This window comes from Formosa sp. A9, assembly GCF_051200825.1.
Lineage (GTDB): Bacteria > Bacteroidota > Bacteroidia > Flavobacteriales > Flavobacteriaceae > Formosa.
The window spans coordinates 2,543,294-2,565,233 of record NZ_CP195158.1 but is presented as its reverse complement, the minus strand read 5'-3'; the positions used below and the strand labels follow the sequence as shown (position 1 = coordinate 2,565,233).

19 protein-coding genes and 1 riboswitch are annotated in these 21,940 nt (G+C 36.1%); of the genes, 10 read left to right on the top strand and 9 right to left on the bottom strand.

All coding sequences use genetic code 11. The features are described 5' to 3' along the window. Positions 1–74: 74 nt before the first annotated feature. A complete protein-coding gene (locus tag ACR9EA_RS11330; RefSeq protein ID WP_435132984.1) occupies positions 75–353 on the bottom strand; it encodes a hypothetical protein in 279 nt (92 codons plus the stop codon). A gap of 188 nt (positions 354–541) precedes the next feature. Here ACR9EA_RS11330 and ACR9EA_RS11325 point away from each other — a divergent pair, with 188 nt between their 5' ends. Beyond that, positions 542–961, top strand: coding sequence for a Fur family transcriptional regulator (locus tag ACR9EA_RS11325; protein WP_435132982.1), 420 nt, complete (start codon positions 542–544; stop codon positions 959–961). 311 nt (positions 962–1,272) lie between these two features. On the opposite strand, the gene clpB is transcribed toward ACR9EA_RS11325, so the two are convergent. Next, positions 1,273–3,879 (bottom strand): ATP-dependent chaperone ClpB, encoded by a 2,607-nt coding sequence (clpB, locus tag ACR9EA_RS11320; protein WP_435132980.1) that lies wholly within the window; start codon positions 3,877–3,879, stop codon positions 1,273–1,275. A gap of 130 nt (positions 3,880–4,009) precedes the next feature. Between clpB and ytxJ the strand changes: the two genes are divergently transcribed. Continuing rightward, a complete protein-coding gene (gene ytxJ, locus ACR9EA_RS11315; RefSeq protein ID WP_435132977.1) occupies positions 4,010–4,390 on the top strand; it encodes a bacillithiol system redox-active protein YtxJ in 381 nt (126 codons plus the stop codon). Positions 4,391–4,591: 201 nt separating this feature from the next. Here ytxJ and fahA read toward each other — a convergent pair whose 3' ends face one another. Continuing rightward, positions 4,592–5,881, bottom strand: coding sequence for a fumarylacetoacetase (fahA, locus tag ACR9EA_RS11310; protein ID WP_435132974.1), 1,290 nt, complete (start codon positions 5,879–5,881; stop codon positions 4,592–4,594). Positions 5,882–5,992: 111 nt separating this feature from the next. On the opposite strand from fahA, the gene glyA reads away from it, so the two are divergent. Then, complete coding sequence (gene glyA, locus ACR9EA_RS11305; protein WP_435132971.1) at positions 5,993–7,267, top strand: serine hydroxymethyltransferase; 1,275 nt, start codon at positions 5,993–5,995, stop codon at positions 7,265–7,267. Between the two features lie 83 nt (positions 7,268–7,350). On the opposite strand, the gene ACR9EA_RS11300 is transcribed toward glyA, so the two are convergent. Together ACR9EA_RS11300 and ACR9EA_RS11295 are read right to left on the bottom strand one after the other, a co-directional pair. Next, complete coding sequence (locus ACR9EA_RS11300) at positions 7,351–8,421, bottom strand: YncE family protein (protein ID WP_435132968.1); 1,071 nt, start codon at positions 8,419–8,421, stop codon at positions 7,351–7,353. Positions 8,422–8,431: 10 nt separating this feature from the next. Next, positions 8,432–10,267, bottom strand: a complete 1,836-nt coding sequence (locus ACR9EA_RS11295) for a TonB-dependent receptor plug domain-containing protein (protein WP_435132966.1) — start codon at positions 10,265–10,267, stop codon at positions 8,432–8,434. Positions 10,268–10,299: 32 nt separating this feature from the next. Further along, positions 10,300–10,507, bottom strand: a riboswitch (cobalamin riboswitch). Between the two features lie 224 nt (positions 10,508–10,731). On the opposite strand from ACR9EA_RS11295, the gene ACR9EA_RS11290 reads away from it, so the two are divergent. From ACR9EA_RS11290 to rmuC, 4 genes are read left to right on the top strand one after another with little or no spacing between them, the layout of a single operon-like run. Beyond that, the gene (locus ACR9EA_RS11290; protein ID WP_435132964.1) at positions 10,732–11,898 is read left to right on the top strand and encodes an ABC transporter substrate-binding protein; all 1,167 of its coding nucleotides are present in this window, start codon (positions 10,732–10,734) and stop codon (positions 11,896–11,898) included. Continuing rightward, positions 11,899–12,927 (top strand): FecCD family ABC transporter permease, encoded by a 1,029-nt coding sequence (locus ACR9EA_RS11285; RefSeq protein ID WP_435132960.1) that lies wholly within the window; start codon positions 11,899–11,901, stop codon positions 12,925–12,927. 1 nt (position 12,928) lies between these two features. Further along, positions 12,929–13,723 carry an ABC transporter ATP-binding protein gene (locus tag ACR9EA_RS11280; protein ID WP_435132958.1) on the top strand — a complete coding sequence of 265 codons (795 nt, stop codon included), beginning with the start codon at positions 12,929–12,931 and terminating at the stop codon, positions 13,721–13,723. Positions 13,724–13,781: 58 nt separating this feature from the next. Next, entirely contained in the window at positions 13,782–15,170 is a 1,389-nt protein-coding gene (gene rmuC / locus ACR9EA_RS11275; RefSeq protein ID WP_435132955.1) for a DNA recombination protein RmuC, read from the top strand. Positions 15,171–15,229: 59 nt separating this feature from the next. On the opposite strand, the gene ACR9EA_RS11270 is transcribed toward rmuC, so the two are convergent. The 3 genes from ACR9EA_RS11270 to ACR9EA_RS11260 form a co-directional block, all read right to left on the bottom strand. Further along, positions 15,230–15,445, bottom strand: coding sequence for a hypothetical protein (locus ACR9EA_RS11270; protein ID WP_435132952.1), 216 nt, complete (start codon positions 15,443–15,445; stop codon positions 15,230–15,232). Between the two features lie 11 nt (positions 15,446–15,456). Then, a complete protein-coding gene (purB, locus tag ACR9EA_RS11265) occupies positions 15,457–16,800 on the bottom strand; it encodes an adenylosuccinate lyase (RefSeq protein WP_435132950.1) in 1,344 nt (447 codons plus the stop codon). Between the two features lie 105 nt (positions 16,801–16,905). Beyond that, positions 16,906–17,472, bottom strand: a complete 567-nt coding sequence (locus tag ACR9EA_RS11260; protein WP_435132947.1) for an adenylosuccinate lyase — start codon at positions 17,470–17,472, stop codon at positions 16,906–16,908. Between the two features lie 36 nt (positions 17,473–17,508). Here ACR9EA_RS11260 and ACR9EA_RS11255 point away from each other — a divergent pair, with 36 nt between their 5' ends. The 3 genes from ACR9EA_RS11255 to cls are packed head-to-tail and all read left to right on the top strand — an operon-like array spanning position 17,509 to position 20,689. Beyond that, entirely contained in the window at positions 17,509–17,982 is a 474-nt protein-coding gene (locus ACR9EA_RS11255) for a heme-binding domain-containing protein (RefSeq protein WP_435132946.1), read from the top strand. After that, complete coding sequence (locus tag ACR9EA_RS11250; protein WP_435132944.1) at positions 17,983–19,227, top strand: glycosyltransferase family 4 protein; 1,245 nt, start codon at positions 17,983–17,985, stop codon at positions 19,225–19,227. It abuts the gene before it with no gap. A 4-nt stretch (positions 19,228–19,231) separates the two neighbouring features. After that, complete coding sequence (gene cls, locus ACR9EA_RS11245; protein ID WP_435132941.1) at positions 19,232–20,689, top strand: cardiolipin synthase; 1,458 nt, start codon at positions 19,232–19,234, stop codon at positions 20,687–20,689. Between the two features lie 2 nt (positions 20,690–20,691). Here cls and ACR9EA_RS11240 read toward each other — a convergent pair whose 3' ends face one another. Then, positions 20,692–21,927 (bottom strand): M48 family metallopeptidase, encoded by a 1,236-nt coding sequence (locus ACR9EA_RS11240; RefSeq protein ID WP_435132939.1) that lies wholly within the window; start codon positions 21,925–21,927, stop codon positions 20,692–20,694. Positions 21,928–21,940: the final 13 nt, after the last annotated feature.

Genomic DNA, 21,940 nt, shown 5'->3' with positions numbered 1-21,940 from the left:
AGCCAAAACCAATGATATAATGCCACCAGTTCGATGTTTAAAAAGCTGCACTTGCAAAAATTGTAGCAGAGGTATTAACAATGCGGCGGGGGTCTGCCAAAATGAACGTCCTTTATTTGAGTGTTAAGGCGCATGGTTTGGTAGAAAGAAATAGGATTCTTTTCTGAATAATTTGCAATAGAAGTCTTAATCTCTAGGTCGTCGAAATTAGGTTTAAGACTTGGTGTAGATTGTTGTGTTAAAGCTAGATCGCATATAACACATTCAATTAAATTATTATCGTTTTCATCATGACCATCCTCAAAAACATGAGTTAAAGCATGCAGTCCTGCTATGTTTGATACAAAAAGCAAGATTAATAATGCTAAGTTTATGCTATGTTTTAATGGAGTATTCAATCGTGTTTAAACAAAAGATGTTTGTATTAAGCCGACAAATATAAAGTATTTTTTAAATGCAACAAAGTTGTGTTTGTTTTTTTTGTTAAATCGGATATGCAGAATTGCTGTAATTTTAAGCCAAATAGTTTTATTACTTTTGCATGTATAGAATTGTAATAGGTTTAGAGAATAAAATGGCTGTTGTAAGAAATACCAAAGCGCAAGAAGCGGTTTTAGAATTGTTGCAAAGATCTAAAAAGACTTTAACTGCAGATGATATAATTAATACTATAGACGTTTCTGTAAATAAAACTACAATTTACCGCATGTTAGATCGGTTTGTGGCTGCTGGAAAAGTTCATTTTGTAACAGATACAGCAGGGAAGGCGCATTATGCCTTATGTACATCTAGCTGTTTGCAAAGTCATTCGCTGCATAACCACTTACATTTTCAATGTAAAATTTGTAATCAAGTCGAGTGTTTACCTGTTAAGCTAGAAGTCCCAGAGCTCGAAAATTATGAAGTGCACGACATGCAATTTTTATCGGTAGGCATTTGTTTTAAGTGTAAACAAGTTTAATTTAATAAATATCGGTTATAAATCATAAAATTGCTCGTTACCCAGAACTTGTTTCAGGTTCTCATCATAACGTAGAGATTTATAAACAACATGAGATGTTGAATCGCGGTCAGTATAGCGACAACAAAGAATTATCACTAAAAGTAAGCATTATAATACATTGGTAAAGTTTAAGTGTTAAACTGATGTGTTGTGTCTTTGTGTAAATTGATTTTTATTGTTGATAAAAAGTGTGTAAACCAATAAAACCAGTGGTAATGTAAATATACACTAGCACTGGTTTTAACTGTTTTTTATAATTCTTTTTTTAATTATTCTTCGGGAACCAAATGATCTTGATTTCTAAATACTAAACGATCATCAAAGGCGTCTAACAGTATAATGCTATCTGTTGTAACTTTTCCGGAGAGTATTTCTTTACTCAGTTCATTAAGCACTTCTTTTTGGATAACACGTTTAACAGGTCTTGCGCCGTATTCTGGATTGTACCCCTTGTCTGCTAAATACTGAACGGCTTCAGGTGTAGCATCAAAAGTAATGCCTTGTTGGGCAATCATTTTAGAGACGCTTTTTAATTGTAATTCTACAATATCTGTAATGTTATCTTTACTTAAAGGCGTAAACATAATTGTATCGTCTATACGGTTTAAAAATTCAGGCCTTACCGATTGTTTTAATAGAGCCAATACATCTAATTTAGCGGTTTCAATGGCACTGTCAATATCTTTTGTAGCCTCGAAACGTTCTTGTATTATTTGACTTCCCATGTTAGAGGTCATAATAATTATCGTATTTTTAAAATCGGCTACACGTCCTTTATTGTCGGTTAAGCGACCTTCGTCCAAAACTTGCAATAAGATGTTGAACGTATCTGGATGTGCTTTTTCAATTTCATCTAAAAGCACCACTGAATATGGTTTTCTTCGAACAGCTTCGGTTAATTGCCCGCCTTCATCGTAACCCACATATCCTGGAGGTGCACCAACCAAGCGGCTTACAGCGTGACGTTCTTGATATTCGCTCATATCAATTCTAGTCATGGCGTTTTCATCATCAAAAAGATACTCTGCCAAAGCTTTAGCAAGCTCGGTTTTACCAACACCGGTTGTTCCTAAAAACAGGAAGGTTCCGATTGGTTTTTCTGGATTTTGAAGGCCTGCACGGCTACGTCTTACCGCATCACTTACGGCGGCGATAGCTTCTTCTTGACCAACCACACGTTTGTGTAGTTCGTCTTCCAGATGCAATAATTTGTCGCGCTCGCTTTGAAGCATTTTGGTAACCGGAATCCCTGTCCATTTAGCAACCACCTCGGCAATATCGTCGTAGGTTACTTCCTCTTTAATTAACGAATGGCCAGTTTGATTTTCCTGCAATTCTTTTTGTAAGCTATCCAAACGCTCTTGAGCATCTTTAATTTTTCCGTAACGGATTTCGGCAACTTTACCGTAATCGCCTTCGCGTTCGGCGCGTTCGGCTTCTAATTTAAAGTTTTCGATATCCAGTTTAGCGGTTTGTATGTTGTCTACAACTTCTTTTTCGCTCTTCCATTTGGCGTTGATGTCGTTGCGCTCTTCTTTCAAATTAGCTAAATCGGCTTGTAAGCTTTTTAATTTTACATCGTCTTTTTCGCGTTTTATGGCTTCAATTTCGATTTCCAACTGCATGATTTTTCGGTCTAAAACATCCAATTCTTCTGGTTTCGAATTGATTTCCATACGAAGTTTAGAGGCCGCTTCATCCATTAAATCTATCGCCTTGTCTGGTAAAAATCGGTTGGTAATATAACGTTCCGATAGTTCTACAGCACCAATAATCGCTTCGTCTTTTATGCGAACTTTATGGTGTGTTTCGTACTTTTCTTTAATACCGCGCAGGATGGAAATGGCACTTTCGGTATCGGGTTCGTCTACCATTACTTTTTGAAAACGACGTTCTAAAGCTTTGTCTTTTTCAAAATATTTTTGATATTCATCCAATGTGGTTGCACCAATAGATCTGAGTTCGCCGCGAGCTAATGCAGGTTTTAAGATATTGGCCGCATCCATAGCGCCTTGACCGCCACCAGCGCCCACAAGTGTGTGGATTTCGTCTATAAATAATACAATATCACCTTCGCTAGTCGTTACTTCTTTAATTACCGATTTTAAACGCTCTTCAAATTCCCCTTTATATTTAGCGCCTGCAATAAGAGCCCCCATATCTAAAGCATAAATTTGCTTGTCTTTTAAATTTTCGGGCACGTCGCCGTCTACAATACGGTGGGCTAAACCTTCGGCAATGGCGGTTTTACCGGTACCGGGTTCACCTACTAAAATAGGGTTGTTTTTGGTGCGGCGCGATAAAATTTGTAGAATACGTCTTATTTCTTCGTCGCGACCAATTACGGGATCTAATTTTCCTGTTTGCGCTAATTCATTTAAATTTTTAGCGTATTTGTTTAGCGCATTGTAAGTTTCTTCCTGACTTTGAGAGGTTACGCGATCGCCTTTGCGCAATTCTTCAATCGCAGCTGTTAAAGCTTTTTCGGTAACGCCTTGGTCTTTTAGCATCTGTGCTATTTTGCTGTTCGATTTAAAAATGGCAATGATTAGGTGTTCGATTGAAACATACTCATCGTTCATTTTTTTAGCAATGCTGGATGCGTCGTTTAAAGTTGATCCTAAGGTTCTGGATGCCATGATTTCGCCACCAGAAACTTTAGGAAAACTTTCTATTTGTTTGGTTAAGGCTTGCTCTAGAATGTTATTGTTAACATTCAGCTTTTTTAATAGAAAAGGCAGCACGTTTTCATCAACTTCGGTAATTGCTTTAAATACGTGTTCGTTTTCTATGCTTTGTTGACCATATTCTTGCGCAATTTGTTGGGCGCGTTGTATGGCTTCTTGAGATTTTATTGTATAATTGTTAAAGTTCATTGTTTAAGTGTTTTTCAATGGATAGTCAATTATCTTACCAATTCAATTTAAAAGACAATTTGGCAGTTTTTGGTGATTAAAAACATGACATTTCGTCTTTTTGAGTAGGTTCTTAAAATTAATAAATATTATGGGAATTTTTGATAAGTTGTTTACTAACAATACGTTAAAAAATGAAAAAGCATTGCCGTGGATTCCTTTAGTGGAAACCGAACAGTTACAGCAAATTAAATCGGATTCGTACAATAAGGCACAGGTTATTTTTAAACATTCCACCCGTTGCGGTATTAGTAGTATGGTGCTGCGCGGTTTTGAGAAGGCTTACGATTTAGATACCAATGTAGATTTGTATTTTCTGGATTTATTGCAATATCGGGATATATCGAATACTGTAGCGGCTGTCTTTAAAGTGCATCACGAATCGCCGCAATTGTTGATTATTAAAGATGGTGTTACGGTAGCTCATGCTTCGCATAGCGATATTAATAGGTTAGACCTGGCTAGTTTTTAAGTGCAAAAGAGGCTGTGTAAAAAGTTCAACATTGCGTCATTCTGTGCTTGACACAGAATCTCATTATATAGAAAATCAATTATAATGAGCATCTGAAATAAATTCAGATTGACGAAAATTCAACTTTTACACCGCCTCTTTTGGCGGGGGTATCAGTTGGTTGTTACCATGAGATTGGTTTCGAGAATTTCTCGAAAACTATTACTTTTTTTTAGGATTAAATACAGGAAGAAGTTGTGTTTTTACCTCGCCAAACCCAATGCGTGTACCATCGTTTTCGCAATACCCACGCATGATAACGGTGTCGTAATCGTTTATGAATTTACGTTCGCTACCGTCTTTCATTTGCAATGGTTTTGTACCTTTCCAGGTTAATTCCAGCATCGACCCATACGAATCTGGCGTTGGTCCAGATATGGTACCGCTACCCATTAAATCACCTGAATTAACCGGACAACCATTAATAGTATGGTGCGCTAATTGTTGCGACATGTTCCAGTACATGTATTTAAAATTAGAACGCGATACAATAGTTTCTTTAGCTTTTTTAGGCTGTATAGCGACTTCTAAATTGATATCGAAACTTTTTTTGCCCTTGCTTTGTAAGTAAGACATTTGCTTTTTTATGGGTTTTGGCCCTTGCACTCGGTAAGGTTCTAAAGCATCTAAGGTAACAATCCAAGGCGACATCGAAGAAGCGAAACTTTTAGCAAGGAATGGCCCTAGTGGTACGTATTCCCATTTTTGGATGTCTCGTGCACTCCAATCGTTAAATAATACCAATCCAAAAATATATTCTTCGGCTTCATCAACAGGAATAGGTTCTCCTAAATCGTTGGCATCGGTAGTAATAAAAGCCATTTCAAGTTCAAAATCAACTAATTTAGAAGGCCCAAAAACAGGTTCTGTGGCGCCTTCTGGTAACGTTTGGCCTTGCGGTCTGTGTATTGGAATTCCAGACGGAATTATAGAGGAGCTTCTACCATGATACCCCACCGGAATGTGTAACCAGTTTGGCATTAAGGCATTGTCTGGGTCTCTAAACATAGTCCCTACATTGGTAGCGTGTTCTATGCTCGAATAAAAATCGGTGTAATCGCCAATTTCAACAGGCAATTGCATTTCAATTTCATCTAAACGAAACAAGACTATTTCTTTATGTTGTTTATTATTTTTTAATGAATCGTTTTCATCATCAAAAATATCTGCAATTTTATTTCTAACGGCACGCCAGGTTTTTCTTCCATCAGCAATAAAGTCGTTCAAAGTGTCTTGAAGAAAAATATCATCGGTTAAAGGAATGTCGTCAAAATATCCCAACTGATGCAAAGCGCCAAGGTCTATAGCAGTATCTCCAATACGCGTTCCTATGGTAATAATATCGTCTCTGGTTAAAAAGACACCAAAAGGGATGTTTTGTATAGGGAAATCGGAGTTTTTATCGACGTGGAGCCAGGTTTTTCTATCGGGATTGTTAGCGGATATCTGCATAACGTTTTTGTTAATTAATTGTTTAATAAATTCTATTCAAATATATGTTTTTTGATGTATTTAACTAATCTATTTATTATTTTTGAGGAATTTTTAACGATAATTACAATTATGCAACGCGACGAACAAATTTTTGAATTAATTGAAGCCGAAAAACAACGCCAATTACATGGTTTAGAACTTATTGCTTCGGAAAACTTTGTAAGCGACCAAGTGATGGAAGCTGCTGGTTCTGTATTAACAAACAAATATGCCGAAGGGTATCCTGGTAAGCGCTATTACGGTGGCTGTGAAGTGGTTGATGAGGTAGAGCAAATTGCAATTGATCGTGCTAAAGCACTTTTTGGAGCTGCTTATGTAAACGTACAACCGCACTCGGGAAGTCAAGCCAATACAGCAGTTTTTGCAGCTTGTTTAAAACCAGGCGATAAAATTTTAGGTTTCGATTTATCTCATGGTGGACATTTAACCCACGGGTCGCCAGTAAATTTCTCTGGTAAATTATACAACCCAGTATTTTACGGGGTAGAGCAGGAAACGGGCGTATTAAACTACGATAAAATACAAGAGATCGCTACAAAAGAACAACCTAGACTAATCATAGCTGGAGCTTCTGCTTACTCAAGAGATATAGATTTTAAACGTTTCCGTGAAATCGCAGACAGTGTAAATGCGATTTTAATGGCTGATATTTCGCACCCAGCAGGTTTAATTGCTAAGGGTATTTTAAACGATCCGATTCCGCATTGTCACGTAGTAACTACTACGACCCATAAAACTTTAAGAGGACCAAGAGGCGGAATGATTATGATGGGCGAGGATTTTGACAATCCGTTTGGATTGAAATTAAAAAATGGTAGCTTAAGAAAAATGTCTTCTTTATTCGATTCATCTGTTTTTCCAGGAAACCAAGGTGGGCCTTTAGAGCATATTATAGCTGCTAAAGCGATTGCATTTGGTGAAGCTTTAACCGATGAGTATTTAAATTACATGCTGCAAGTAAAGAAAAACGCGGCAGCTATGGCGGCGGCTTTTGTAGCTAAAGGATACAATATTATTTCTGGTGGTACAGACAACCACATGATGCTTATTGATTTAAGAAATAAAGAGGTGTCTGGGAAACAGGCAGAAGAGGCCTTAGTAAAAGCAGATATTACAGTAAATAAAAACATGGTGCCGTTTGACGATAAATCGCCATTTGTAACTTCTGGTATTCGTATTGGTGCTGCCGCTATTACAACTAGAGGTTTAAAAGAAGCAGATATGCAAACTATTGTGGATTTGGTAGATGAAGTAATTACAAATCTTGAAGACGAAGCCGTTTTAGAAGGTGTTGCCACTAAAGTAAATGCACTTATGGCTGAACGACCACTATTTGTTGCTTAAGAACAAAAGGTTTTATATTAGATAAAAAAAAAGCTGATCAAAATAATTATTTTGATCAGCTTTTTTAGTTTAAAGATGTTTAATTAATCGTTAAAATAGAAACTGTTAGGGCCAATTCCAGCCGAATAACTTGTTAGTTGCGTACCAGATAAATTATATTCGTAAGTTGGCGCGTTTGAAGCAAAATCGCCACCATCTGCAATATAAATCTTATCGTCTTCTACGGCAAAACCATACATGGCGCCCCACTCCGAATTAGAGGTGTACTCTAAAACTTTATCAAAAGAATCTTCATCTCCAGAGGTGTTTACTTTAAAAACCGAAGTATTATTGGTAAAATAAATAACATCATCTTCTACATTTAATTGCTTAGCAGCCGATAAGTCTTCTGGTAATGTAATTTGCATGCTAATGCTGTTTGATGATAAATCTATTTTAAAGATTTTTGAAGTGTCTTCGAAATTCTGTGTTAAAACATATAAATAACCGTCTTCTTCCTCTAGAGAGTTTGGAGAGTTTCCTTCTCCTAAATCAATAACTTCTGTTTCGTTGTTATTACTATTTAAAGCGGTAATGCTATGTCCAGAACCGTAATATCCGTTAGAGAAATATACGAAACCATCTTCTTCTGTAACACCTTCGGCATTTTCCATAGGAAATGTCGAGGTCGAATAATCTGTTAAGTTAATTACAGTTACAAAGTCGTCTGCTCCTCCTGCTTCCCAACCGTTAGAGTTGGTAACGTATGCTTTTCCGTTAGCAACAGCACCATATCTTGGCGATGCAAGGTCACTATCAATAGTTGTAATGTATTCGAATGTGTAACGATCTACAACAGTAACTTGATTGGCTTGTCCAGAGATTATAAACGCATGGGTATCGCTAAAAAACATGCTTTGTAAATAACTTCCTGTTTCTGGAGCATCCGGATTTTCTGTTCTGAAAATATCTTGAGACAATACACCTTCTTGGTCTACAAAAGCAATACTGGCAGTAGCAGGGTTGCTATTACCTTCGTTTAATATAAAATAGCCGTTATCGTAGGTGCCTTTAGGTACGTCTGGTGTGCCGTTATTGTCGTCGTCGCTACTACAAGAGGTTATAATAGCGGTGCTTGCTAGTGCAAGTAATACAAGTTTGTTTATTTGTTTCATAATTAAATATTTAAAAAGTTATAGTTATATGCATTGCGTAATTTTGTCCTGGCATGTATCGGTTAGAGACACTTTGATAATTTTCGTTAAAAAGATTATTAATTGTTCCGCCTAGGGTAAAATTGTCGTTAAAAGTGTAATTCAGTCCTAAATTAGATACTTGATAACCGTCCAATACATATTGTTGCGAATTATCGGTAGTTGTATAAACATCGCTTACAAATAACCACTGGTAATAGGCCGATATGTTTTTAAAAGCATATCCCAGACTGGCGGTAGCTTTATGTTTTGGAACATAAATGAGTTGCGTATCTAATTCTTGGTTTTTAGAAATGGTATAAGCGTAAGTACTGTTAACAGTAAATTGATGGTGTTTTAAGGCTTTTACATATTGTAAACTACTTTCTAGTCCGTAAGTTTTTACATGATCTGTATTAACGGGCTGCCAAAGTGCTCCGTTTGGTAGCCATCTAATCATATCTTTAATGTCGTTGTAAAAGACTGTTGCTGTAATAGCGAAATTTTTGATGTTTAAGTGATTGCCAATTTCTATCTGGTAAGCCGTTTCGGGTTTTAAATTGGGGTTGCCACTACCTTCCCAATACAAATCGTTAAATGTTGGTATTCTGAAGTTTTTAGAACCGTTTAGCGTTACAGTATACGGTGTTGCTACTTGATATTGAAACCCGAAGCTATATAAAAACGGACTGTTATAGTTGTTGGTGATTTCTTGACGAAAGCCTAGCTCGTAAGTGAACTTTTTATGCAATGCGTGTTTAAAAAGTAGGTTGAAGCTAGCAATTTGCCGGGTTTCTTTATCAATACTCGATCCCGTTCCTTTGTTTTGGGTGCCGTCTATAATCGAGTTTAAAGTAATGTTATCTGTAGGGGTGTAGGTTAGATCGTATTTTGCAACCAGAGTATTTACTTTTCCAAAACTATAAGCGTTGGTGTTTAAGTTATCGTAATATTTGTAATCTTCGGTAAGGTAGGCTAACTTCAGTTTAGAAACGAATTTAGAGTAAAAGCCATCCCATTCTATAAGATTTCTAGTATTGAAATCGTGATATTTGGTGGCTGTTTCCGAAGGGAAAATCAATGAGAAATGACGATCGCCATCGAAGGCATAACTGTAAAACTTTAAAATGTTTTTTCTGTTTAATTTGTAGCTGATGTTCGCGCTAAGGCTCGTGTTGTAAAATTGTCCGTTTCTATTAAAATTATCAGAATCTATATAATCATAATCGTTATCCGAACTGTTTCTGGTGACTTGTATATTGGCGCTCAGGTTTTTTACTGAAACATTGCTTTTATAAAGCAATTGTAAAGTATTGAAGCTACCGTAACGCGATTGAAGTGTGTTTTGAAATCCTTCTGTGTAATCAAAATTATTGTTAAGATGAATACTGCCGCCAATAGCTCCGCTGCCATAAATAACGCTGCCGCCACCACTTTTAATGGTAATGTTATTAAAATTAGTGGTGTTTACCGTGTTAAAGTCGGTTTGTCCATTCAGTTGGGAGTTTATGTTTATGCCGTTCCAAACCACTGCAGTTTGTTGGGCTGTAGTTCCGCGAAACGAAGGCGACGAAACCATGCCTAAACCATTTTCTTTAAAATAAATTGGCGAGTTGTAATTTAATAGAGACGTTAAAGACGGTGCATTAATAGCTATTATACTGTCCGATAAAACCAAAACAGATTGCGAGTCGCTAAAGGTTTGTAATTGTGTATCGGCGGTAATTAAAACCTCGTTAAGGGTTTCAATAGTAGACTGTGCTTGTTCTTGAGCCGAACAATGCTTGCCTATTACAATTAAGAAAAATATAAAAATGTTTGTTCTCATACGCTATAGACCTTTTACCCGAAAGTCAAATATTTTGATATTTACATTAGGCAGGTCTCCTGACTCTCGTCTTGCTATTTACCTTCCCAATTATAAAAAATCAGTGGTGTTTTAGAAGTATAATAACAAGCATTCTGCAAAGCAGAACTAAGATTACAGTTGCGGGAACAGCTTGAGATTTTCACTCAATTCCCTTTTAATCCATCCATTGGGATAGGAACCAAAATGCTGTGCAAAACTAAGTCTTTTTGCTAAAACCAAATTACAAATTTCAATTTTTATTTTTTAAGATTAAGAACGTAGTTGAGACAACTGAAAACCAAAAAAAATGAAATCTTTTTAATTTGACTGTTATTTATATGCTTACATTTGAAGCAGTTTTTAGTAAAACAAAGGCTACAAATTGTTGTTGTAGTTGATGTTTATATATTGAAAATCAGTATTGAATAATAAAATAAATAAGGATGTTCGGAATCAAAATTTCTACATTGAAGTATCTGTTTATAGCGTGTGCTCTTGTTTTATTTGGTTGTAAAAAACAATCGAAATCTACAATACCTGAAACCCATAAAGCAGTTGCTGCAACACCCTTAAAGTATGCTAAAGGCTTTAGTGTAACCAATTATACAGGGTATAAAGTTTTAGAAATATTTAGTCCTTGGCCCGAATCTGATCAGAGTTTTAAATTTGCTTTGGTAGACAAAAATAGCCCGGTAAAAGTAAATGTAAAACAAACAGAGTTTAACGGCATTATAACGGTTCCTGTAACTAATATCGTTGTAACATCTACTACACATTTACCTGCTTTAGATTTGTTGGAAGCATCGGATAAACTTATTGGTTTTCCGGGCACAGATTATGTGTCATCAGAACTTATAAGAGCGCGTATAGATTCGGGGTTTGTAAAAGAATTGGGAAAAAATGAAGGTATAAATACCGAGGTGCTATTGTCGCTTAACCCCAATGTAGTTGTCGCTTTTGGTATTGATGGTAACAATCGTACTTTAGAAACAGTTAGTAAAGCTAATATTCCTGTAATTTATAATGGCGATTGGATAGAGGAGTCGCCTTTAGCGAAGGCCGAATGGATAAAGTTGTTTGGTGCTTTGTTTGGAAAAGAAGCCGAAGCCGATACGGTTTTTAATACTATTGAAACGAATTATCTAAATGCGAAAGCTATTGCAGCTACCGTTACAGAACAACCTACTGTGTTAAGCGGAGCCATGCATAAAGATGTTTGGTATTTGCCTTCTGGTACAAGTTCGGAAGCGGAGTTGTTAAGCGATGCAAATGTTAATTATCTTTGGAAAAACAGTACAGGAGCAGGTAGTTTGGCCCTTAATTTCGAATCGGTATTTACCAAAGCTCAAAATGCAGATATTTGGTTGAATCCATCATACTTCGGGAGTTATTCCGATTTAAAAGCCGCTAATGCTCACTATGCGAAGTTCGAGGCTTTTAAACAAAAGCACATATTTACCATTGCCAATACGCAAGGAGCAACAGGGGGTGTACTGTATTACGAATTGGGATTAAGTAGACCCGATTTAGTATTAAAAGATTTAATAAAAATTAGTCACCCAGAATTGCTGCCAGAGTATCAACCTTTCTTTTTTAAACCATTAAAGTAATTGCCAAATTCAAAAACATATTATACTGCTTTCGCTATTTTATGCGTACTCATGTTTTGTTGTGTGTTAATGAACATCAGTTTAGGTTCGGTGGCAATTCCTGTAAGCGATGTTTTAGATAGTCTCTTGGGGCAATCTACAAACGCATCTTGGCAATATATTGTTTTAAATTACCGCTTGCCTAAAGCCATTACTGCTATTTTGGTAGGTTCGGGTTTAGGTGTTTCGGGCTTGTTAATGCAAACCTTATTTCGGAATCCTTTAGCAGGGCCTTTTGTGTTGGGTATAAGCTCGGGGGCGAGTTTAGGAGTCGCTTTAATAATTCTAGGCTCAGGTATATTGGGTGGTGTTTTTGCTGGATATTTAACGTCTAAATGGAGTGTTGTAATAGCCGCTAGTTTAGGTAGTTTTTTAGTGTTGCTTGCCGTATTAATAGTATCGTCTAGAGTAAGAGACACCATGGCTATTTTAATAATTGGTTTAATGTTTGCTAGCATAACAGGTGCAATAGTTGGTGTGCTTTCATATTTTAGTTCTGCTCAACAATTACAGCGGTATATATTTTGGGGCTTTGGGAGTTTAGGCAATCTATCGTGGCAGGAAGTTCTTATTCTAGCAGTTTTGTACACTATAGGTTTATTTATGAGTTTGAGTTCTGTTAAAACATTAAACACGTTACTTTTAGGTGAAAATTATGCAAAAAGTCTTGGCTTGCGTATAAAAAGAAGTCGCTTAGTTATCATTTTGGCAACTAGTATTTTAGCGGGTTCTATTACAGCTTTTGCTGGACCAATTGCATTTGTAGGTCTGGCTATTCCTCATGTTACACGTTTGGTGTTTAATACGTCTAACCACAGAGTTTTGTTACCAGCGGTTATTATTTTTGGTGCCATAATCATGCTTATTTGCGATACCATTGCGCAGATTCCTAACAGTGATTATACCTTGCCTATAAATGCCATAACATCTTTAGTGGGAGCTCCTATAGTTATTTGGCTTTTAGTGCGTAAAAGAAATATGGTATTTTAATATGGCAGAGACTACCAAACATATTGTTTTAAAAACCGAAAATCTTTCAATTGGGTATCGTTCTAAACACGAAGTAGCACCTATTGCTTCTCATGTAAATATAGCCTTAAATACAGGAGAATTAATAGGGTTGGTAGGTGCGAACGGTATTGGGAAATCTACGTTATTACGGACGCTTACGCGCACTCAAGAGCCTTTGGACGGAAACGTTTTAATTCGGAATAAGGATCTTAAAAAATATAATCCGTTAGAGCTGGCACAGGTTTTAAGCTTGGTTTTTACAGAAAAACTGGCCTCAAAAAATTTGTCGGTTTTAGAATTGGTTGCCCTTGGAAGGCATCCTTACACGAACTGGATTGGAACGCTGTCTAAAAACGATATTAAGCGTGTAAACGAAGCGTTGCGTTTAACACATATTGAAGCCTTAAAGCATAAAAAATGCTTCGAACTTAGCGATGGTCAGTTGCAAAAAGTAATGATTTCTAGGGCGCTGGCTCAAGATACGGATCTTATTATTTTAGATGAGCCTACAACGCATCTCGACATGTATCATAAAGCGTATATTTTAAAATTATTACAAAAACTTACAAAGGAAACAGGGAAAACCATTTTGTTTTCATCGCACGAAATAGATTTGGCCATTCAGTTATGCGATAAAATGATTGTAATGACTCCAGGACAAGTAGTAATGGATACACCCTGCAATTTAATTTCTCAAAATGTTTTTGGTCAGTTATTTCCAGACGATTTAATTCAGTTCGATGCGGTTACGGGAACGTTTAGAGTTAAAAAATAAAACGTACCTTTTGTAGCCATAATTACCGTAAATTTTTACTCATTGTCATTATAAAATCATGAACGAAACCATTATTTTAATACTAAGTATTGTGTCTTCAGCAGGAATCGGTCTTGTTTTGGGTGTTGTGTTTTCAAAATTAAAAAGTAAAGCCACACTAAGCCGATTAGAAGAGCGCAACCTGCAATTAACACAGCAGTACAACACATTTAAAACCTACACTAATGCTGAAAATGAAAAACAAAATACCATGTTTAATCAGCAATTAGAAGGCCTTCAAAAGCAGATCTTAAAAATTGAAGCCGATCGTGATTCTATCAGACGCGAAAAAGAATTTTTAAGTGATGCCTTCGCTAAAAAATCTACTGAGTATCAAAATTTACAAGACCAAAATATACAACGCGATAAAACATTTGTACAGCAACAGGAGCAGTTGCGAAAAGATTTTGAGTTGTTGGCGAATCGGATTTTAGAAGAGAAATCGGAGAAATTTACACTTCAAAATAAAGAAAATTTAAAGCATATTTTATCGCCTTTACACGAGAAAATTCAAGGTTTCGAAAAGCGGGTTGAAGATTCGCAAAAAGAAAGTATTAGCATGCATTCGGCTTTAAAGGAGCAATTGTTGGGCTTAAAAGATTTAAATGTGCAAATGACTAAAGAAGCCACTAATTTAACCCGTGCTTTAAAAGGCGATACTAAAATGCAAGGGAATTGGGGCGAGTTGGTTTTAGAGCGTGTTTTAGAAAAGTCGGGATTGGAGAAAAACAGAGAGTATGTTATACAGCAACATTTTACGCGCGAAGATGGATCTCGCGTGCTTCCTGATGTTGTTTTGTATTTGCCCGATAATAAACGTATGATTATAGATTCTAAGGTGTCTTTAGTAGATTACGAACGTTTTGTAAACGCAGAAGAAGCTGAACGTGCGCACTTTTTAAAGGCTCATATTCATTCCATTCGCCGTCATGTAGATGAATTGTCGGCAAAGAATTATCAGGATTTATATCAGATGGAATCTCCAGATTTTGTCTTGCTTTTTATACCTATAGAACCTGCGTTTGCAGTGGCTATAAATGAAGACAATTCGTTGTATAATCGCGCTTTCGAAAAAGATATAGTGATTGTTACTCCTGCTACTTTATTGGCAACCTTACGGACTATAGATACCATGTGGAAAAACGAAAAGCAACAACGTAATGCTTTGGAAATTGCAACACAGGCGGGTGCTTTATACGATAAATTTGAAGGGTTGTTAAAAGATCTTACCGGTGTAGGCAAAAAATTAGACGATGCTAAAAAAGATTACGGTTTGGCCATGAATAAATTGGTTGAAGGGCGAGGGAATTTAATTAAGAGCGTAGAAAAATTAAAAGTAATGGGCGCTAAAGCCAAAAAAAGTTTGCCAGAACCTATCTTGAAACGCGCAATAAATGAAGAAGAATAGGTCATAAAAAAATCCGCTAAATATATTTTCTAGCGGATTTTTTATATGATTATACTATTTTAAAAGACATCAAAATCTTCCATTTCTGGTGTAGGTTTTTCGTAGTCTTCGTGATGTATTTTATCGTGTGTAAATAAATTGGCTACTATAATTATAAAGCCTAGCATTAACAAGGTTACAACAACAAAATTATCTAGTATTTTAAGTAGTCCTGAGATTGTAAATCCAAATGAAACAACTACTGTTAAATAAAAGGATGTTTTGTCCGAAATCATGTTTTTATGTTTTAAATACCAGTGTAATTGGCTGGTGTAATGGCTTTCAGTTCTGTTTTAATGCTGTCCGACACCTCTAAAGTATCAATAAAATTCGAAATAGACAATTGGTTAATTTTTTCGTTGGTACGAGTTAAACCTTTTAAAGCTTCGTATGGGTTAGGGTAACCTTCGCGTCTTAAAATGGTTTGAATAGCTTCGGCAACAACGGCCCAGTTGTTTTCTAAATCTTGTTCAAACTTTTCTTTGTTCAATAATAATTTATTAAGTCCTTTTAAAGTCGATTGAAATCCGATAACGGTATGGCCAAATGGTACACCAACGTTTCTTAAAACCGTACTGTCTGTTAAATCGCGTTGTAATCTGGAAATAGGGAGTTTAGCAGATAAATGCTCGAAAATGGCGTTAGCAATTCCTAAATTACCTTCGCTGTTTTCAAAATCGATAGGGTTTACTTTATGTGGCATGGCCGAGCTTCCAACTTCTCCAGCTTTAATTTTTTGTTTAAAATAATCCATAGACACATAAGTCCAAATATCGCGATCTAAATCTATTAATATGGTATTAATTCGCTTTAAGTTGTCGAACAAAGCCGCCATGTGGTCGTAATGTTCTATTTGGGTTGTAGGGAAGGAGTGGTGTAAACCTAAAACATCTTGAACAAATGTACGGCCAAACACTTTCCAATCGATATGATTAAAAGCTAAATTATGAGCATTAAAATTACCTGTCGCGCCACCAAATTTTGCAGCATGCGGAATCTCTTCCAATGTGTTTAACTGCTGGTGTAAACGTACTACAAATACCTCTATTTCTTTACCCAATCGGGTTGGGGAGGCTGGCTGACCATGAGTTCTTGCCAGCATAGACACGTCGGACCACTCTACAGCTAAGTCTTTAAGTTTTTCTAAAACCGCATTAAATTCTGGTAAATATACCTCGTTAAGAGCTTCTTTAATGCTTAATGGTATAGCGGTATTGTTAATGTCTTGAGACGTTAAACCAAAATGGATAAATTCTTTATATTTTGAAATATTTAAAGCGTCGAATTTTTCCTTAATAAAATACTCAACCGCTTTAACATCGTGGTTGGTAACTTTTTCTATGTCTTTAATAGCTTCGGCATCTTCGGTCGAAAACGTTTTGTATATAGCTCTTAAGGCTTCAAAGTTACTTTTATCAAAATCTTTTAGTTGCTCTAAAGGTACCTCGCAAAGGGCTATAAAGTATTCAATTTCTACTTGTATTCTGTATTTAATTAGAGCTTCTTCCGAAAAATAAGCCGATAAAGCTTTGGTTTTACTTCCGTAGCGACCATCTATAGGCGATATCGCATTAAGGGGTGTTAATGACATGTGTAGTGTTGTTTTAAAAACGCAAAGATAAAGGTTTTAGACCGAAGAAGACTGCTAGAAGTTTAAGAATTATAGGTAATCTGAAACAAAATTTTAAAAGTAGCATTATACCTTTTTCAATTTTTTTAAAATGTGTCTGGCACGGGCTTTAAAGGCGGCACTTTCTTTTTCGAAATCGCGCTCTAAAATATTGCGTAATTCTGAGTACACCCAATCGGTTTCTTTACCCAATAAAAACAGGGTATTCATGCTATAGGCTTTAGGAGCAACTTTTTCGTCGTTTATTAAATAATCAAAACAGGTTTCTATAATACGGTCTTTATGTGTTTGTGTTAAAGCATTTTTTAAGCATGTGTCGGTTTTATCGGTATATGCCAATGCTAAATATTCGCAGATTTTAGCAACTGGCCTAACTGCGGGATCCAGATGTATACGGGTTATGTGCTCTGTAAACCGATTTAAATAAGGGATTAACAATTGTAAGTTTTTGCCACACGTATATTCTAAAACCCAAGCGGCCTTGCACGATAGCTTATCATCTACCATAAATAAAATATCCAGTAAATTGCTGGTTAATTCAGGTTCATTTAAAATTAAAAGCGCATATTGCAACCGTTTCTCTCTAGAGTGGTCTACGTTTTTTAATTCGATATACAATTGCTCGGTAGTCACTTTATTTTTCTATTTTTAATACTTAAAAGTAACAAAATGAAATTGATTAAGAAAGCCCTTTGGTTGGTGCTGATAGTTTTTATTATTGCCCAATTTTTTAGACCAGAAAAAAATACAGGCAACAGTATTACCATAAATGAATTTTTAGAAGATACTAATCCGCCAGAACAGGTGCAGGCTATTCTAAAAACGAGTTGTTACGATTGCCATAGCGATAACACAGAATATCCGTGGTATAGCCAGATAACGCCTGTTAATTTTTGGATGGCCGAGCATATTGATAATGGTAAAAAGCACTTAAATCTCTCTAAATGGAATAGCTATTCGGTTAAGAAAAAAGATCATAAAATTGAAGAGTTAATAGAAGTAGTTGAAGATAAAAGCATGCCATTAGAGTCGTATACCTGGGCACATGCCGAAGCCAAATTATCGGAAGCCGAAATAGAATCTGTTAAAGAGTGGGCGCAAAATTTACGTATAAAATACAGTTTAATGGCAAAGCCAGAATAAATGATGCAAAACGTTTTAATTATTGGCTTTGTTTGGCCCGAGCCAAAATCGTCTGCAGCGGGAAGCCGCATGATGCAGCTTATTACTGCCTTTAAAACTGCCAATTTCAATATTACTTTTGCCAGTACAAGTGGTAAAAATACAAATGCGGTTCAATTAACAGATTTAGGTGTTGCCGAAAAGGAAATAGTTTTAAACGATTCTAGTTTCGATGATTTTATAAACGACTTACAGCCAGATGTGGTTGTGTTCGATAGGTTTATGACCGAAGAACAGTTTGGTTGGCGTGTGGTGGAACATTGTCCGCAAGCTTTAAGAGTTTTAGATACCGAAGATTTGCATTGTTTACGTAAGGGCAGGCAAGAAGCTTATAAAAAAGGTGAAGCTTTTTCGAACGCATTTTTGTTTAGCGATATTGCTAAACGCGAAATTGCCAGCATTTACAGATGCGATATTAGCCTTATCATTTCGGAAGCCGAAATGGCCGTTTTAAAACAAGATTTTAAAGTGCCAGAAAACCTATTGTTGTATTTGCCTTTTATGTTAGAAAAACTGTCTGAAACAGCTGTAAATAAGCTTCCGGGTTTTGATGATCGACAACACTTTGTAACTATTGGTAATTTTTTACACGAGCCTAATTATCAGACAGTATTATATTTAAAGCATAGCATTTGGCCCTCAATTCGTAAAGCGTTGCCTAAAGCCGAGTTGCATGTTTATGGGGCGTACGCTTCGCAAAAAGTCAATCAATTGCACCAACCTAAAGACGGATTTTTAATTAAAGGTTTTGCAGACCATGTTAACGACGTAATGCAAACAGCCAAAATCTGTATAGCCCCCTTGGTTTTTGGCGCGGGTTTAAAAGGTAAATTAGTCGATGCCATGAAAAACGGCACGCCTTGCGCCATGTCTACTATCGCCGCCGAAGGCATGTTTGGAGATTTAAATCCTAATGGTATTATTGAAGATGATCTTGAGCAGTTTGTAAGTGCGGCTGTGGCTTTGTATACTAATAAAACTCTGTGGCAAACTGCACAACAGCAAGGCGTTATAGTGTACAACACAAGATTTTATAAGGAGCATTTTCAACATCAATTTTTAACGCGTTTAAAAGATGTAAAATGTAATTTAAAAACGCATCGTTTTAGTAACTTTACAGGAGCCATGTTGCAACACCATAGTATGCAAAGTACTAAGTTTATGGCACGATGGATAGAAGAAAAAAATAAACACCTTAGTATTTAAACGTATGGATTGGGCTTCGCTTTGGCAAATTTTTTATATCGCAATAGTGGCATTGGTGTGTTTAAGGGTTATTTACGATACTAACCATATAACCAAAACACTGTCGTATTTATTACTAGTAATATTTGTACCTGTTTTAGGTATTATTATTTATTTTTTCTTTGGAACAAACTACAGAAATACAAAGCTCTACAGTAAAAAACTTTTTAATGATATTAAGTTCGAGCGGCAATTGGCCATTCAATTGCAACAGTATGCCAAACAAATTATAAAAAATAAAGGCGAACTTTTAGAATCGAATAAAAAGTTGGTACGCTTGTTGTTTGAAGAAATTTCGAGCCCATTAACCAATAAAAATGAAGTTGATTTATTAATTAATGGTGAATCTAAATTCCCCGAAGTTTACAAAGCTATCGCAGAAGCTAAACATCATATACATTTAGAATATTATATTTTTACCGACGATGTTGTAGGCCGAAAAATTGAAGCACTTTTAATACAAAAAGCAAAAGAAGGTGTAACCGTAAAATTTATGTACGACGATTACGGCAGCAGTTCTATCCGAAAAAGTTTGGTAAAGCGTTTGCGAGCAGCAGGAATAGAAGCCTATCCGTTCTATAAAATTAAGCTGATATATTTAGCCAACAGAATCAATTATCGCAACCACCGTAAAATTATAGTTATCGATGGCCGTATCGGGTTTGTTGGAGGGATAAATGTATGCGATAAATACATTAACACTATCGATACCGAACCTTTTTCGTATTGGCGCGATACACATTTAAAAATCCATGGGCCGGCGGTTTGGTATTTGCAATATATGTTCTTATGCGATTGGAACTTCTGTGCACAATGTAATATAGAGCCTTCAGAACATTTTTTTCCAGAATTAGAATCTTTTCAAACCAACAGCAATATAGCAGTACAAATAGCCGCCAGTGGCCCAGATTCTAAAACACCAACGATTTTATATTCGTTATTGCAAGCTATAAGTTTGGCAGAACACGAAATATTAATAACCACACCGTATTTTGTGCCTAACGAAAGCATAATGGATGCTTTGTGTATTGCTGCTTTAAGTGGTGTAAAGGTAAAATTGTTAGTGCCGCGTACATCCGATTCTAAACTGGTAAATGCGGCAGCAAGTTCGTATTACGAGGCTCTTATGAGCTCTGGAGTAGCTATATATCGCTACACGAAAGGTTTTGTGCACGCTAAAACGATGGCTATAGATAGCGAAATTGCTATTGTTGGATCGGCGAATATGGATTTACGAAGTTTCGATTTGAATTTTGAAGTTAATGCGATTGTTTATGATAAAGAGGTAAACCAAAAATTAAAGGATGCCTTTTATAACGATTTAAAAGATGCCGATGAAATTGATTTAGAGCGCTGGAAACAACGTTCTTGGTATCACGAACTTACCGAAAAACTAGCAAGACTTTGGTCGCCTTTACTGTAATTTTAAGGACGTTTTAAATTCTGTATTCTACTAAATAATGTCGGGTGCGAATAATGCATGAATACATACGCTGGGTGCGGTGTTAAATTACTTAAACTGTGCTTAGATAGTTTTTTTAACGAACTTATTAAGTCAGTTGCATTATAGGTGTTTTTGGCATAGTCATCGGCTTGATATTCAAACTTTCTGGAAAATATATTCATAATTAGTCCAGTGATTTCACTTATAGGACTATACAATAATCCGAAAGCGATTAAACCAGCATGAAAACTAGGCGTGCTAACACCAATGGCTTGAGATAGCACGGGTTCCGAAATGAATAAAGACAGAATAAAAAGCGTTAAACCTGTTAATAAAATAGACGTTACCAGATTGAAAATAATGTGTTTCTTTTTGTAATGCCCAACTTCGTGCGCTAAAACAGCTACGATTTCTTCTTCATTTAAATCGTTTACTAACGTATCGTAAAGTGTTACGCGTTTCTCACTTCCAAATCCAGAAAAATAGGCGTTGGCTTTGGTGCTTCGTTTCGAACCATCGATAACAAAAATATTGTCTAATTGAAAACCGACTTGCTGGGCGTATGCTGAAATTTTGTCTCGTAAGCTACCGTCGCCCAAAGGAGTTTGTTTGTTAAAAAGTGGTACAATAAGTTTTGCGTAGAACATATTCATAAAAATGCTAAACACAGCAATAAGCGCCCAGGCGTACATCCAAAATTGGTTTCCTGTAAAATCGTAAAACAAAATAATTAAAGCTAAAAGGCCACCGCCAATAACGCCCATCATGAGCCAACCTTTTAACTTGTCTAAAAAAAATGTGGATTTTGTGGTTTTGTTAAACCCAAATTGTTCTTCGATTACAAAAGTTTGATAGTAGGCAAAGGGTGTGGTAATAATATCGCTGCCAATCATAATCACGCCAAAAAACAATAAAGCAATAATTATGGGGTTGCTACTAAAGCTTCTGGCAAAAGTATCAACATGTTCAAAACCGTTAAACCATAAAAAAGCAAGGGTTAATAGTATGGAGAATGTAGAGGTTATAATCCCGAATTTATAATTGGTTTTTTTATAACGTTGCGATGTTTTGTATTCTTTGTCGTCGTAAACATCTTGAAGGTCTAAAGGCAACGCGTCATTATAATGTTTGGCATTTAGGGCATCAAGAATTTTGTCGATAATAAAATCGATAATAAGAATGGCGATAATGATATAAAAAAGCGTGGTTGCTGTCATGATATTAAATTGC

What these genes read in the sequence shown, in the direction of transcription:
- ACR9EA_RS11325 (WP_435132982.1), top strand. Translation starts at nt 542, where the DNA reads ATGTATAGAATTGTAATAGGTTTAGAGAATAAAATGGCTGTTGTAAGA.
- clpB (WP_435132980.1), bottom strand. Translation starts at nt 3,879, where the DNA reads ATGAACTTTAACAATTATACAATAAAATCTCAAGAAGCCATACAACGC.
- ytxJ (WP_435132977.1), top strand. Translation starts at nt 4,010, where the DNA reads ATGGGAATTTTTGATAAGTTGTTTACTAACAATACGTTAAAAAATGAA.
- fahA (WP_435132974.1), bottom strand. Translation starts at nt 5,881, where the DNA reads ATGCAGATATCCGCTAACAATCCCGATAGAAAAACCTGGCTCCACGTC.
- glyA (WP_435132971.1), top strand. Translation starts at nt 5,993, where the DNA reads ATGCAACGCGACGAACAAATTTTTGAATTAATTGAAGCCGAAAAACAA.
- ACR9EA_RS11300 (WP_435132968.1), bottom strand. Translation starts at nt 8,421, where the DNA reads ATGAAACAAATAAACAAACTTGTATTACTTGCACTAGCAAGCACCGCT.
- ACR9EA_RS11295 (WP_435132966.1), bottom strand. Translation starts at nt 10,267, where the DNA reads ATGAGAACAAACATTTTTATATTTTTCTTAATTGTAATAGGCAAGCAT.
- ACR9EA_RS11290 (WP_435132964.1), top strand. Translation starts at nt 10,732, where the DNA reads ATGTTCGGAATCAAAATTTCTACATTGAAGTATCTGTTTATAGCGTGT.
- ACR9EA_RS11280 (WP_435132958.1), top strand. Translation starts at nt 12,929, where the DNA reads ATGGCAGAGACTACCAAACATATTGTTTTAAAAACCGAAAATCTTTCA.
- rmuC (WP_435132955.1), top strand. Translation starts at nt 13,782, where the DNA reads ATGAACGAAACCATTATTTTAATACTAAGTATTGTGTCTTCAGCAGGA.
- ACR9EA_RS11270 (WP_435132952.1), bottom strand. Translation starts at nt 15,445, where the DNA reads ATGATTTCGGACAAAACATCCTTTTATTTAACAGTAGTTGTTTCATTT.
- purB (WP_435132950.1), bottom strand. Translation starts at nt 16,800, where the DNA reads ATGTCATTAACACCCCTTAATGCGATATCGCCTATAGATGGTCGCTAC.
- ACR9EA_RS11255 (WP_435132946.1), top strand. Translation starts at nt 17,509, where the DNA reads ATGAAATTGATTAAGAAAGCCCTTTGGTTGGTGCTGATAGTTTTTATT.
- ACR9EA_RS11250 (WP_435132944.1), top strand. Translation starts at nt 17,983, where the DNA reads ATGATGCAAAACGTTTTAATTATTGGCTTTGTTTGGCCCGAGCCAAAA.
- cls (WP_435132941.1), top strand. Translation starts at nt 19,232, where the DNA reads ATGGATTGGGCTTCGCTTTGGCAAATTTTTTATATCGCAATAGTGGCA.
- ACR9EA_RS11240 (WP_435132939.1), bottom strand. Translation starts at nt 21,927, where the DNA reads ATGACAGCAACCACGCTTTTTTATATCATTATCGCCATTCTTATTATC.